This is a genomic window from Phreatobacter sp. (assembly GCF_030691135.1).
Lineage (GTDB): Bacteria > Pseudomonadota > Alphaproteobacteria > Rhizobiales > Phreatobacteraceae > Phreatobacter.
Genome location: NZ_JAUYFA010000029.1, coordinates 93,159 through 105,771, shown reverse-complemented (window position 1 = coordinate 105,771; position 12,613 = coordinate 93,159). Strand labels below are relative to the sequence as shown.

The window sequence follows — 12,613 nt, the reverse complement described above, 5'->3', positions numbered from 1 at the left end:
CCTCAACGTCTTCGTCATCTCCGCCATCGCCAGGGACGTGCCGATCCTCTCGACCTATCGCGGTGTCATCCCCTTCGTCGCCGCAGATATCCTGCGGCTCGCCCTCGTCGTCACCTTCCCGGCGCTGGCATTGTGGTTGGTGAACGTTCTGAGCTGAGGCCTAGTCGACGACGACGTCGACGAAGAGTTCGGATGTGCCGCTGCCGATGCTGCTCGTGCCGGTGACGGCGAAGACGAAACGGTCGGTGCCGCTGAAGCCTGGATAGGGGGTGTAGACGACGCCGGTATGCCCGTCGGCGACCAGCCGTCCGCCGCGCGGCCGCTCGACGATGCTCAGCGAGTCATAGTGGCTCTGTCCGCCGGCCTGCAGGCTGATGCGGCAAGGTTCGCCCGAGACGCTCATGGCGATATGCCCGGGCTGGCCCATGACGAAGGGGCGGGCGGCGACGTTGCAGCGTGCGGAAGCTGCCGACGTGGTGACGGTGAGGGCGGCCAGGGCGAGCGTGGCAGCGCGTAACGGGTGCCGCATGGTCAGCCTCCTTGGCCTCATGCCCGAAGGTCGGGCGCCTGACTAAGCCTCATTCCTCGGACATGGTGGCCTATGCGGCCGCGTCAAGTTCGGCTCAGCCGTTTCGCGTTCGCCCTGGCACGCCGTGCCGCCGGACGCGCCGCCGCGACACCGATGGCGAGAAGCCCGTGCGCCACGTCATCGGTCGACATCTTGCCCGTCGCCGAGTTGATGGCGAGACGTCCCACTGCGAAGGCGGCGTCGAGAGAGCCTTGCGTCGCCGCGTCCATCTTCTCGGAGATCATTCGCATCGCCTCGCCGCGCGACGACACATCCCATGCCGTCGCGGGATCCGACATCAGGATCATGCGATGGGTGATGGTGACAGCCGATGCGACGGCTGCCGAAGCGGACAAGTTGGCAGCGCCCATGGCGGCCTCGGTAAAGCGTGGCATATACCAGAAGAACAATGCGATCCCTCGACCGACCAGACGGGTTGCGTGACCATAGGGCAGTTTGCGACCCTTTGTTTAAATTTCAACGGGGGTGCCCGCGCATGGCTGCCGCGCTGCAGGACGTTCTGCCGAAAGATCCGGACTTCGAGGCGAGGGCCCGTGCCAGCTTCGCGCGGCAGAGCATGATGGCGACTCTTGGAATGAGCCTCGAAACCGTCGCTCCCGGCGCGGTCGAGATGGCGATGCCCTATGCACCGCACATCCTGCAGCAGCATGGCTTCGTGCACGCCGGGGCGATCTCGACGCTGGTCGACAATGCCTGCGGATTCGCGGCGATGACGCTGATGCCGAAAGGTTCGGGCGTCCTCACCGTCGAGTTCAAGGTGAACATGATGTCGCCCGGCAAGGGCGACCGCTTCATCGGCGTCGGCCGGGTCGTCCGGCCAGGCAAGACGATCATGGTGACCCTCGGCGAGTGCTTTGCGGAGACCGGCGGCGAGCGCAAACTCATCGCGATGATGACCGCGACGATGATGGTGGTCGAGACGCCAGGGATCGTCGATTGAGGAGCGAAACATGACGGATCTCATCGTCGAGACTTCAGGCCCGGTCACCACCTTCATCCGCACGCGGTCAGCGGCACGCAACGCCATGAACCCGGAAGGTGCCGAAGCGCTCAGCCGGGCGCTTCTTGCGTTCGAGGCGGATGCAAGCGCCAGTGTCGGGGTCCTTTGGGGCGCGGGCGGCGCCTTCTGCGCCGGTTTCGACCTCAAGCATGCGGCGGCTGCTCCCGACGGCACGCCATTCGGGGGCGATCTCGACATCCCCGATCACGACTCAGACTGGCCGCGCGGGCCGATGGGGCCGACCCGGCTCGCCCTGACCAAGCCGGTGATCGCGGCCATTGCCGGACCGGCTGTCGCCGGCGGCATGGAACTGGCGCTGTGGTGCGATCTCAGGGTCATGGAGGAAGACGCCTATATGGGCGTCTACTGCCGCCGCTGGGGCGTGCCGCTGATCGATGGCGGCACCGTGCGCCTGCCGCGCCTCGTCGGTCAGGGCCGGGCACTCGACCTCATCCTCACGGGCCGCAAGGTGGAGGCGGACGAAGCGCTGCGGATCGGCCTTGCCGACCGGGTGGTGCCGAAAGGCTCTTCCCGCGAGGCCGCAGAGGCGCTGGCGCACGAGATCGCGCGGTTTCCCCAGGGATGCCTCAGGGCCGACCGCGCCTCGGCCCTTGCGCAATGGGACCTGAGCCTGACCGAGGCGCTGCGCAACGAGTGGCGCACGTCCTCGGCCATGGCGGTGAAGGAGGGGATCGCTGGCGCCGGGCGATTCGCCGCTGGAAAGGGCCGCGGCGGCGATTTTGGATCGATCTGATCAGCGCAGCGCCGCCTTGATGACATTGTCGCCGACGCCGACCTCGCGCGCCGTGGCGGCGATGGCTTCCCAGGTGCCGTCTGAGAGCGGCACGCCCTGTTCGAGCTTCTTCGCCCGCGAGCGCAGTTCGGCCTCGCCCGGCACCAGAACCTCGCCGCCGGCCTCGACCGGCCGCGCGCTCTTGTAATAGGCGACATAGTCGGCGCATTCGGCGGGGAAGAAGCCGTCGGGATCGACCACTCTGGGGTCGATATAGATCGACATCATGCCGTTGCAGAAGCGCTTGTCCGGCCCCGTCGTGCCGGCGCCGGTGAGCGCCCCGCCGAGGATCTCGCACATGAAAGCGAGACCTGAGCCCTTGTGCTCGCCGAAGGCCCGGATGGCGCCGGGGCCGTTCATCGGGTCACGGGTGCCCGGGCCGGCCGGATAGGGGCCGTAGAGCACCGCGGGGTCGTTGCTCATGGTGCCGTCCGGCGAGATCAGCGCGTCCGGCGGGATGGGCTTGCCACCGAGAGAAGCGACGAGGACCTTGCCTTCTGCCACCAGGGACGTGGCGAAGTCGAGCAGCAGCGGCGCCTCGCCGGGCCGTGGCACGCCGATGCAATAGGGGGCCGTCGACAGCCTGCGGTCGACGCCGCCGTGGGGAGCGACGAGGATCGAGCCGACGACATTGACGAAATGGATGGAGACGAGGCCCTCGGCCGCCGCCATCTCGGCGAAATCGCCGATCCGCCCGAGATGGCCGGCCTTGCGCAGGGCGACGGCCGCGAGGCCGTGCTGCTTCGCCTTGGCGATGCCGATCCGAACCGCCTGGGGGCCGACCGTCTGGCCGAAGCCGTAATGGCCGTCGAGCACGGTGATGGCCGGCGTGTCGACGATGGCGGTAACGGACTTGCCGGCCTCGACGCGGCCTTCCTTCAGCCAGTCGACATAGCGCGGGACACGGGCGACACCGTGGCTGTCATGGCCGGTCAGGTTGGCCTCGGTGAGATAGTGGCCGATCCGGCGCGCCTCGTCGCCGTCGCAGCCCGCCCTCTCGAATATCGTCGCGACGAGCCCCGCGAGGCGCTCTGCATCGACCGTGGCCATGGACATCCTCCTGTGTTGTTTTGTGTGATCATGGACGCAGGCAGGGATCGCGGATAGGGCCGTGCCGGCACGGTCGGCCTGCATCACCGGCGCTTCCGGCCGGGGGCGCCGCCGTCTAGGCTGACGCAGTCTCAGGAGTTTACGATGCCGACACCCATCCCCGCCCTGACCCCCGGCCGCCTGGCGCGCCCGGACGGTGCCGTCATTCAATACGAGGTCGGCGGCGAGGGCCCTGTCGTGGTCTTCGCCCATGGGCTCGGCGGCAACCATCTGAGCTGGTGGCAGTCGGCGCCGGCCTTAGCCGCAACGCACCGGGTCGTGGTCTTCTCGCACCGGGGATTTGCGCCGTCGACGGCGCCGGGAGGCATGGCCGATCCGCAACTCTTCGCCGGTGACCTGATCGCCCTCCTCGATCACCTCGCGGTTCGCAAGGCGGTGATCATCGGCCAGTCCATGGGTGGCTGGACCTGCGTCGAGACGGCGCTGGCGGCGCCCGATCGCGTCGCGGGTCTCGTGATGGCCTGCACCACCGGTTCCTTCGACTACGACCGATTCGACGATCCGGGGGTCAAGGACTGGCGGCAGGCCATGCCGGCCGTGCTCGCCGACCTTTCTGCGCGTGGCATCCACCGGGCCGCTGGAGCCCGGATGGCCGAGGGCAATCCGCCCCTCCACGCCCTCTACCAAGGCATCGACCGGCTGACATACGGCCTCGACAAGGAGGAAGTCGGCAAGCGCATCCGTACCCAGCGCACACGCGGCGCCACTGACGCAGCCCGTATGGCCTGTCCGGCGCTGTTCGTCATCGGGTCCGAAGATCCGCTGATCTGCCCGCGCGGGATCGAGCTCGTTGCCGGCACCTGGCCGCAGGCCCGGACCCACGTGGTCGCCGAGGCAGGCCATTCGGTCTATTTCGAGCGCGCCGAACTGTTCAACCTGCTGGTCGCCGAGTTCCTCGAGTCGATCGCATGGGTCTGATCAGTTGCCCAGGAAGGAACGCGGAGCCACCGGCGATTCCTTCATGATGAGGATCGAAACCCGGCGATTCGCAGCCAGATGGGGGTCGTCCGGGAACAGCGGCTCGCTGTCGCCCTTGCCGGTGACGGCGAAGATGCGGTCGGGCGGCAGCCCCTGTTCCTCGAGGATCATCCGGACGGCGTTGGCCCTGTCGGCGGTGAGGTCCCATGGCCCGTAACCCGGGCGGCTGAGGACCCGCGCACCGGATGTATGGCCGGTGATGGTGACCCGGTTGGAGAGCTGGCGAAGGGCCGGGGCCAGGGCAGCGATCAGGCGGCGCGTACGCTCGTAGGGCTCGCGGCCGTCGGGCGGGAACATGGCGCGGCCGTCCTGGTCGACGATCTGGATGTCGAGCCCGTCCGGCCGCTCCTCCATGATGATGTTTTTCGAAAGCTCGGCTATTTCCGGGAAGGCCTGCAGCGCCTGCCGCAGGCTGGCGGCTGCAAGCGCCATGCGCCGGTCGGCCAAGGCGTTGATCGCGTCGGGATGGCGCTCGTCGGTGCGCGGCGCAGGGCGGTCGGTGGGCGATTCGGGGGTTGAGGACAGGTTCTGGATGAACGGCCGGGTCGGAATGCCGTGCAGCTCGACCATGCCGGTGAGCAGGGTGTTGCTGGTCGTGCCGAAGGCTTCGCGGAACGAGCCGGTCATCATGTGCTTCTTGCGATCGTCCTGGCTCGACGTCGCGACGATGACGACGAAGAACGACATCAGCAGCGCCATCAGGTCGGCGAAAGTCACGAACCAGCCGTGACCGCCCGCGTGTCCGTCGCCCTTGCGCTTTGCCATCGTATCCTCAGGCCGCTTCGGTCATTGCATGGCGATCGTGCTCGCTCAGGTAGGCAAGAAGCATCTCCCTCACGATCTGCGGGCTCTTCTGGTTCCGGATCTGGATCACGCCATCCATGATGATCGACCGGCAAAGGTCCTCTTCCGCCATCTTCAGATGGCATTTGTCGGCGATGGGCATGCAGACCATGTTGGCGATGACGGCGCCGTAGAGGGTCGCGAGCAGCGCCATGGCCATGATGGGGCCGAGCTTCGAGGGGTCGGTCATGTTGGCGAACATGTTGACCATGCCCAGCAGCGTGCCGATCATGCCGAAGGCGGGGGCGCAATCGCCGATCGAGCGGTAGATCTTCTGAGCCTCGTCGAGCTCGGCGTAGACCTTGTCCTTGTCGGTCTCCATGGCCTGGCGGATGAAGTCGACATCGTAGCCGTCGGCGATGTAGCGCACGCCCTGAGCCAGGACCGGATCCGAGATGTCCAGCTTTTCCAGGGCGTTGGGCCCCTGCTTGCGGGCCACATCGGCAATGGTGGCGATCTCCTCGACGAGCTGGCGCGGGCTGATCGAGCGCATCGCCATGGCCGCCTTGAAGCCCATGGGAATGCCGTGCATCACCACGCCGAGGGGATAGCGCGTCAGCGTCGCCGCGAAAGCGCCGCCGAAAATGATGATGACCGCGTGCTTGTCCGCATACTGCGCGAAATTGCCGCCATCGATGATGATCAGTCCGACGAGGACGGCCACACTCGCGACCAGGCCTAGGACTGTGGCGATATCCATCGAAGACTCCGAACGCGCAACCCTGCTGGTATCTGACACTAGGAGATGCCGCCTAAGACTTGTTTAAGGTTGCCAGGGCGTTGCCGGTTTTCGGACGACTTGCGGAGCCTGCCGTCCGGCAGCTAAAGGGCTAGAGTGACGCACGGAGACCAGTTGCCATGAAGACAATGATCCTCGGAGGTTTGACGATCGTCGCCATGGTCGGGCTCGCCGGCTGTGCGCAAACCCAGTCCTCCGCGCCTCCGGGACCGCCCGTTGTCAATGCGACGCCGCCGCCGTTGCCGCCCGATCCGGCGCTGGGTCCGCACGCGACACAGGGCGCGGCCCAGCCACAGAGTGGCCGCCGCACCCGCTGAGGCGCCACCTTTTCGCCACGGCTTGCCGGTCCACTGCGTCAACCCGTCGCGACAGGATCCGGGGGCAATTTGGCCGGCTGTCCTCTTCTCAAGGCCTGGCGGCAGCCGATCACCGAGCCGCCGGGCTGGAAGCCGCCCTGTGAGATGACTCCCAATGCCTTGCCAGCGGCCTTAACGGACCCATTCATGATCAAGCAAGCTGCTGCCATCGCTGCCTCGGCGGTCCTCCTCACAGGGTGCATGACCGCGCGCGAGACCCCGGTCGTTGCGCCGGTGGCCGCTCAGGCGGTACCCGTCGCGCGCGTCGAGACGTCGGCCCTCCCGGCGCCTGCGTCGGCAGGACAGGTTCCGCCATCGTCGTCGACAGCGGTGCCGCTCTCCGCCCGCACGTCGGCGGTGGCGCCGTCGCGGCTGGAGGTGGATGGCATGCGCACGGCTCCTGGAGCGCGCGAGAGCACGACGCTCAGCAATGTCTCACGCGTGTCGACGGGTGCGCCGACCGGCGGCAATGCGCTGGGCGGTACGATCATGAGCGGCCAGGGGGCCGGCGCGATCCCGACCACGATCGACCGAAACCGGGAGCCGGTGCGCCGCGCCTCCGTTCCCCGCGATCCGGTCGGGCCTGGAACGCCGGCGCCCGTGATCGTTCCCGAGTTGCGCGACACGACCGGCCGTTCGATCCGCAACCGGCAGGAAGTGCAGTTCTAGGCGGTCTGCCGAAACCGGCGAAACATGGGGTCCGTCGCGACGGAGCCTGAGGAAGGCCCGCCGACGCCCGGTCCTCGCCCACAGTCGCCGCCATTGAATGAATTCCGGCAAGCTCACGTTCCCGGGCCCCGTCGTGATCGAGAGCGGGCGCGGCTGGTGCAAGGGCCGGTGCTCCTACCGGTCGACGAACGGCAGTTCACCACCGACATCGTTGCAAGACCTCCGCCGGGCGGGCTATAGGGCGGGCTCATTCGACATGAGGTTCGACGCGCGTGGCCGATGACAAAAAGAGCGGACTGGGCGAAACGGTCCGCGTGGTGATCCACGCGCTGCTGATCGCCTTCGTGATCCGCACGTTCCTGTTCCAGCCGTTCAACATCCCGTCGGGGTCGATGAAGGAGACGCTGCTCGTCGGCGATTACCTCTTCGTCTCGAAATTCTCCTACGGCTATTCGAAATATTCCTTCCCGTTCTCGCCCAACCTGTTCGACGGGCGGATCATGGGATCGGTGCCGACCCGCGGCGACGTGGTCGTCTTTCGCCTGCCGCGCGAGCCCGACGTCGACTACATCAAGCGCGTGATCGGCCTTCCCGGCGACAGGATCCAGATGATCTCCGGTCAGGTCCACATCAACGGAACGCCGGTTCCGCGCCAGCGGATCGAAGACTTCGTGGATACCGAGGACGGCCGGCAGGTGCGCACCCGCCGCTATCGCGAGACACTCCCGAACGGTGTCGCATTCACCACGCTCGACCTCTACGAGAACGGCTTCTACGACAACACGCCGGTCTACGAGGTGCCTCAGGGCCACGTCTTCGTCATGGGCGACAACCGCGACAATTCGACCGACAGCCGTGTCCTGAGCCAGGTCGGCCCGATCCCCCTCGACCACCTGATCGGCCGCGCCCAGATCCTGTTCTTCTCCCTTGAGGAGGGTGAGCGCGCCTGGGCCTTCTGGCGCTGGCCCTGGTCGATCCGCTGGACACGGTTTGGAAATCTCGTGAGGTGACGGGGGCCGTGGCGCCAGGTCGCAAAGCCAAGGTCCAGCGTGCCAGCCTCGACGAGATGGAGGCGCGGATCGGCCATGTCTTCGCCGACAAGGGGTTGCTGGCGCGGGCGCTGACCCATCCGAGCGCCGTATCGGGCATCGAAAAGCGCTCGGGTTCCTATCAACGGCTGGAATTTCTCGGAGACCGGGTTCTCGGTCTCGCGGTGGCGGCCATGCTGTTCAAGGCCCTGCCAGAGGACGACGAGGGCACCTTGTCGCGGCGGCTGTCGGACCTCGTCAGGGCGGAGACCTGCGCCGAGATCGCCATTGTGCTCGGCCTCGGCGACGGCGTCAGTGTCGGGCCGACGGAGAGCCAGACGGCGGTCGGCCGACGCCCCGGCGTTCTCGCTGATCTCTGCGAGGCGGTGATCGGCGCCATTCATCTCGATGCGGGATGGGCGGCCGCGGAGGCCTTTGTCATCCGCAACTGGAGCGAGCGCCTAGTCGCCAACGCACCGCCGCTGCGCGACGCCAAGAGCGCCCTGCAAGAATGGGCGCAGGGCAGGGGGTTCGCCACCCCGGTCTACAAAGTCGTGGCGCGGGCCGGTCCCGACCACGCACCCGTCTTCACCATGGCCGTGATCATACCCGGCCTCGCTGACGGCATCGGCGAAGGCGCTGCCAAGCGGCAGGCGGAGATCGCCGCCGCCACTGCCGTCCTGTTGCGCGAGGGCGTCTGGTCGGCCATGCCGCAACCTGGAAACGCACCATGAGCCAAGATGCCACCCGCTGCGGCTTCGTCGCCATCATCGGCGCGCCGAATGCCGGCAAGTCGACGCTGGTCAACGCGCTCGTCGGCGCCAAGGTCACGATCGTCTCCCACAAGGTGCAGACGACCCGTGCCCTGGTGCGCGGCATTGCGATGGAAGGGGCCTCGCAGGTCATTCTCGTCGATACGCCGGGCCTGTTCTCGCCGAAGCGCCGTCTTGACCGTGCCATGGTCTCGGCGGCCTGGGGTGGCGCTGCCGATGCTGACCGCGTGCTCGTGCTGGTCGATGCCAAGAAGGGCGTCGACGAGCCCGTCGATGCCCTCCTCGACAAGATCGGCGACATCCGCCAGCCGAAGGACCTGGTGCTGAACAAGGTCGATCTCGTCGAGCGTCCGAAGCTCCTCGACCTCGCCACCGCCATCAATGCGCGGGCGACCTTCGACCAGACCTTCATGATCTCGTCGACCACCGGGTCGGGGGTCATGGACCTGAAGCGCCACCTCGCGGCCGTCGTTCCCGCCGGCCCCTGGCACTATCCCGAGGACGAGATATCCGACGTGCCGGCCCGCATGCTGGCCGCCGAGATCACCCGCGAGAAACTATATCACCGTCTGCACGACGAATTGCCCTACGACGCCACCGTCGAGACTGAGAGCTACGAGGAACGCAAGGACGGCTCGATCCGCATCGAGCAGACGATCTATGTGGTCCGCGAAGGGCAGCGCAAGATCATGCTCGGCAAGCGCGGCGACACCATCAAGCTCATCTCGACGACGGCGCGAGAGGAACTCTCGAAGCTGTTCGAGACCAAGGTGCACCTGTTCCTTTTCGTGAAGGTGCGCGAGAACTGGGGCGACGATCCCGAGCGCTACGAGCGCATGGGTCTGGAATATCCGAAAGGCAGGTGAGCCATGCTGTCCGTCAAACCGAAGAGCGCGACGACTCTCTACCGCTATCTGACCGGCCCCGACGATTCTGCGTTTTGCCATCGCGTCAGCGAGGCGATCAACAAGGGCTGGCAGCTCTATGGCCCGCCGACCCTCACCTTCGATGCCGCCAAGGGTCGCGTGATCTGCGGCCAGGCGATCGTGAGGGAAGTCGAGGACGTGGCCTATTCGCCGGACCTGAAGCTGTCCGACTTCTGATCCATGCACTGGATCGACGAGGGGATCGTCCTGGGCGCCCGATCCTACGGGGAATCGAGCGTGATCCTCGAACTGTTCACCCGCAACCACGGCCGCCATCTCGGCCTGGTGCGCGGGGGACGGTCGCGTCGCCAGCAGCCGGTGATCCAGCCCGGCAACACCGTCCATGCGGCCTGGTCTGCGCGGCTCGACGAGCATCTCGGCACCTATGCGATCGAGGCCAAGGTCTCGCGCGCCGCGCGCCTGATGGAGGCGCGCGAGGGCATCGCCGGCATCACCCTTCTCGCCGCAATGGCGCGGCTGATGCCGGAACGCGAGGCTCATGAGGGGATCTACGAGGCGGTCGCACTCATCGCCGATACCCTTCCCGATGTCGCCATCGCCGCGCCGCTGATGGTGCGTTTCGAACTGGAGGTGCTGCGGCTCCTCGGGTTCGGCGTCGATCTGTCGGAATGCGCCGCGACAGGGTCGACGGAGGACCTCGTCTATGTCTCGCCGAAGACCGGGCGGGCCGTGTCCCGTGCCGCCGGTGAGCCCTGGCACGACCGGCTGCTCGCCCTGCCGGCCTTCCTGCGCGGCGCCGCTGTGATCGCGCCGGACGACGTGCGGGCCGGCTTCCGCCTGACCGGTCATTTCCTGTCCCGTCACGTCTTCGAGCCGCGCGGCCTCGCCATGCCCGACGCTCGCGAGGTGTTCCTGCGCTTCGTTGCCTGAACACGTTTGAATTCGCGCCGCCGAGCCTCTACATGGCGCCCATGAGCAAGAGCGTCTTCGAAGACTGGTTCGCCCGGGACCTCGATCCGGCCGCCTATGACCCGGTGGCCGCGGCCCGGCTCGCGATGAAGCCGGCCTATCCCAAGCGCTTCTACCGGGAAGCGAGCGCCGGTCCCTCGGACGCGGGCTGGCGGCTGCTCCTCGACGGCCGTCCCGCGAAGACACCGGGGCGCCATCCGCTGGCCTTTCCGACGGAGAGGCTGGCGACGGCGGTCGCGGCGGAATGGGCGGCCCTCGGCGAATTCATCGAGCCCTTGAAGATGCCGATCACGCGGATCGCCAACTCCATCATCGACGGCGTCGTGCCCGATCCCGCCCCGGTCGCGGCAGAAATCGTGCGCTATGCCTCGTCCGATCTCCTCTGCTATCGCGCCGATGGTCCGGCGACCCTCGTCGCCCGCCAGGCGGTCGTCTGGGATCCGGTCGTCGCCTGGGCCCGCGACGATCTCGGGGCCCGTCTGATCCTGTCGCAGGGCGTCGTCTTCGTCACCCAGCCGCCCTCCGCGCTGGAGGCCCTGGCCGCAGCGCTCCCCAAGCATGACGGCTGGCGCATCGGCGCCACTCATGTCGTGACGACGCTGACCGGGTCGGCGCTGCTGGCGCTCGCCCTGCTGCTCGGCCGGCTCGACGGCGACGCGGTGTGGGCGGCCGCCCATGTCGACGAGGATTTCCAGACATCCCAGTGGGGCGAGGATGCCGATGCGGCCGAGAGGCGTGTCGCGCGCCGCCGCGAATTCGATGCTGCGGCAACCGTCCTCGCTGCCGTGTGACACGCCGGTGAAACGGTGCGGGCGCCATTGCTGCGTGCCCGCCGGCGATCCGGTCGGTCCGGAGACGCCCATGAAGATCACCCTCGATATCGGCAAGCTGGTCGAACAGGGCCGCATGACGGCCGAAGAGGCTATGCGCCTCAAAGCGTTGGCGGCAGAGACGACCGGGTCCCTCGCCATGAACATGCTGATAGGCTTCGGCGTGGTGGCCGTGGCTCTCGGGGTCTTGGGGCTGGTGCCGGAACCGATGGTAGCGGTCGTTCTGGGCGGAATCCTCGGGGGTGTCGGCCTCGGCTTCGTCCTCCGCGGCGAGCAGACCTGGGCGATCCTGGCGCAGGTCTGTCTCCTCGCAGGGGCGCTGATGCTTGCCGGCGGCGTCATGTTCCTGACCAAGGGGTCCGTTCTGGCCCTTCTCGCGGTGACGGCCATCTTCGTCGGCTGCGGCATCGCGGCGCGGTCCGGCCTCCTGATCGCCCTTGCCGTCCTCGCCCTATCGGCGACGATCGGCGCGCGTACCGGTTACATGCGCGCGACCTATTTTCTCGCCGTCGAGCAACCGGCCGTCACCGTCCTCCTGTTCTCGGGGCTGGCGATCGCCGCCTACCAGGCTTCCAAGGTTCTGGCGGCCGACATGGCGCGGCTCGCCATCGTCGCGGCGCGTACCTGCCTTCTGCTGGTCAATTTCGGCTTCTGGGTCGGCTCGCTCTGGGGCGACCGCCTCACCTGGTTCGTCGGTCGGAACGCGACGTCGCGCTACCTGCCCATCATCCCGTCCTGGACCTTCTCGCTCCTGTGGCTGGTCGCCATCGTCGGAGTGGCCATCTGGGCGGCGCGGGCCAACCGCCCGTGGGTGCTGAACCTCGCCGCCGTCTTCGGGGCCATCCACTTTTATACCCAGTGGTTCGAGAAGCTCGGCGCCTCGCCGCTGACCGTGCTGGTCGCGGGGGTGACGACCCTGATCCTCGCCGTCGGCATCTGGAAGTACAATCGGGGAAAGACCATCGCCGCCTGAAGGCGCATCCCCCGACAGTCTCATTGGTTGGCGCGGAGCTTGCGTGCTATCGGACCAGCTTGGCTCGATACCGATG

Annotated in this window: 17 protein-coding genes; 11 read left to right on the top strand and 6 right to left on the bottom strand. The window is 67.4% G+C overall.

Annotation, left to right across the window (positions count from 1 at the left end; all coding sequences use genetic code 11):
• Positions 1-160 precede the first annotated feature (160 nt).
• Both Q8O26_RS04635 and Q8O26_RS04630 read right to left on the bottom strand, forming a co-directional pair.
• A complete protein-coding gene (locus Q8O26_RS04635; protein WP_305573949.1) occupies positions 161-529 on the bottom strand; it encodes an Ig-like domain-containing protein in 369 nt (122 codons plus the stop codon).
• An 83-nt stretch (positions 530-612) separates the two neighbouring features.
• Positions 613-939, bottom strand: coding sequence for a hypothetical protein (locus tag Q8O26_RS04630; RefSeq protein WP_305573947.1), 327 nt, complete (start codon positions 937-939; stop codon positions 613-615).
• 125 nt (positions 940-1,064) lie between these two features.
• Between Q8O26_RS04630 and Q8O26_RS04625 the strand changes: the two genes are divergently transcribed.
• Both Q8O26_RS04625 and Q8O26_RS04620 read left to right on the top strand, forming a co-directional pair.
• Positions 1,065-1,529, top strand: coding sequence for a PaaI family thioesterase (locus Q8O26_RS04625; RefSeq protein WP_305573945.1), 465 nt, complete (start codon positions 1,065-1,067; stop codon positions 1,527-1,529).
• 10 nt (positions 1,530-1,539) lie between these two features.
• On the top strand, positions 1,540-2,343 hold the full coding sequence (locus Q8O26_RS04620; protein WP_305573943.1) for a crotonase/enoyl-CoA hydratase family protein: 804 nt from the start codon (positions 1,540-1,542) through the stop codon (positions 2,341-2,343).
• On the opposite strand, the gene Q8O26_RS04615 is transcribed toward Q8O26_RS04620, so the two are convergent.
• A complete protein-coding gene (locus Q8O26_RS04615; protein WP_305573941.1) occupies positions 2,344-3,432 on the bottom strand; it encodes a malate/lactate/ureidoglycolate dehydrogenase in 1,089 nt (362 codons plus the stop codon).
• A 144-nt stretch (positions 3,433-3,576) separates the two neighbouring features.
• Here Q8O26_RS04615 and Q8O26_RS04610 point away from each other — a divergent pair, with 144 nt between their 5' ends.
• Complete coding sequence (locus Q8O26_RS04610) at positions 3,577-4,410, top strand: alpha/beta fold hydrolase (protein ID WP_305573939.1); 834 nt, start codon at positions 3,577-3,579, stop codon at positions 4,408-4,410.
• Here Q8O26_RS04610 and Q8O26_RS04605 read toward each other — a convergent pair whose 3' ends face one another.
• The 3 genes from Q8O26_RS04605 to Q8O26_RS04595 form a co-directional block, all read right to left on the bottom strand.
• Positions 4,411-5,235 carry a flagellar motor protein MotB gene (locus Q8O26_RS04605; protein WP_305573937.1) on the bottom strand — a complete coding sequence of 275 codons (825 nt, stop codon included), beginning with the start codon at positions 5,233-5,235 and terminating at the stop codon, positions 4,411-4,413. It lies immediately after the preceding gene.
• A gap of 7 nt (positions 5,236-5,242) precedes the next feature.
• Positions 5,243-6,013 carry a motility protein A gene (locus Q8O26_RS04600; RefSeq protein WP_305573935.1) on the bottom strand — a complete coding sequence of 257 codons (771 nt, stop codon included), beginning with the start codon at positions 6,011-6,013 and terminating at the stop codon, positions 5,243-5,245.
• A 637-nt stretch (positions 6,014-6,650) separates the two neighbouring features.
• Positions 6,651-6,797, bottom strand: coding sequence for a hypothetical protein (locus tag Q8O26_RS04595; protein WP_305573933.1), 147 nt, complete (start codon positions 6,795-6,797; stop codon positions 6,651-6,653).
• Between Q8O26_RS04595 and Q8O26_RS04590 the strand changes: the two genes are divergently transcribed.
• The 8 genes from Q8O26_RS04590 to Q8O26_RS04555 all read left to right on the top strand — a co-directional run bounded on the left by Q8O26_RS04590 (position 6,796) and on the right by Q8O26_RS04555 (position 12,537).
• Entirely contained in the window at positions 6,796-7,077 is a 282-nt protein-coding gene (locus tag Q8O26_RS04590; protein WP_305573930.1) for a hypothetical protein, read from the top strand. The genes Q8O26_RS04595 and Q8O26_RS04590 overlap by 2 nt on opposite strands.
• Positions 7,078-7,349: 272 nt before the next feature.
• Positions 7,350-8,087: a signal peptidase I gene (gene lepB, locus Q8O26_RS04585; RefSeq protein WP_305573928.1), complete on the top strand. Its 738-nt coding sequence runs from the start codon at positions 7,350-7,352 to the stop codon at positions 8,085-8,087.
• A gap of 8 nt (positions 8,088-8,095) precedes the next feature.
• Positions 8,096-8,839 (top strand): ribonuclease III, encoded by a 744-nt coding sequence (rnc, locus tag Q8O26_RS04580; protein WP_305573926.1) that lies wholly within the window; start codon positions 8,096-8,098, stop codon positions 8,837-8,839.
• The gene (gene era, locus Q8O26_RS04575; RefSeq protein ID WP_305573924.1) at positions 8,836-9,744 is read left to right on the top strand and encodes a GTPase Era; all 909 of its coding nucleotides are present in this window, start codon (positions 8,836-8,838) and stop codon (positions 9,742-9,744) included. The genes rnc and era overlap by 4 nt, the downstream gene beginning before the upstream one ends.
• A 3-nt stretch (positions 9,745-9,747) precedes the next feature.
• The gene (locus Q8O26_RS04570) at positions 9,748-9,981 is read left to right on the top strand and encodes a DUF1737 domain-containing protein (RefSeq protein ID WP_305573922.1); all 234 of its coding nucleotides are present in this window, start codon (positions 9,748-9,750) and stop codon (positions 9,979-9,981) included.
• A gap of 3 nt (positions 9,982-9,984) precedes the next feature.
• Positions 9,985-10,695, top strand: a complete 711-nt coding sequence (recO, locus tag Q8O26_RS04565; protein ID WP_305573920.1) for a DNA repair protein RecO — start codon at positions 9,985-9,987, stop codon at positions 10,693-10,695.
• Between the two features lie 32 nt (positions 10,696-10,727).
• Positions 10,728-11,525 (top strand): ATP12 family chaperone protein, encoded by a 798-nt coding sequence (locus Q8O26_RS04560; RefSeq protein WP_371134449.1) that lies wholly within the window; start codon positions 10,728-10,730, stop codon positions 11,523-11,525.
• Between the two features lie 70 nt (positions 11,526-11,595).
• Complete coding sequence (locus tag Q8O26_RS04555) at positions 11,596-12,537, top strand: hypothetical protein (protein WP_305573918.1); 942 nt, start codon at positions 11,596-11,598, stop codon at positions 12,535-12,537.
• Positions 12,538-12,613: the final 76 nt, after the last annotated feature.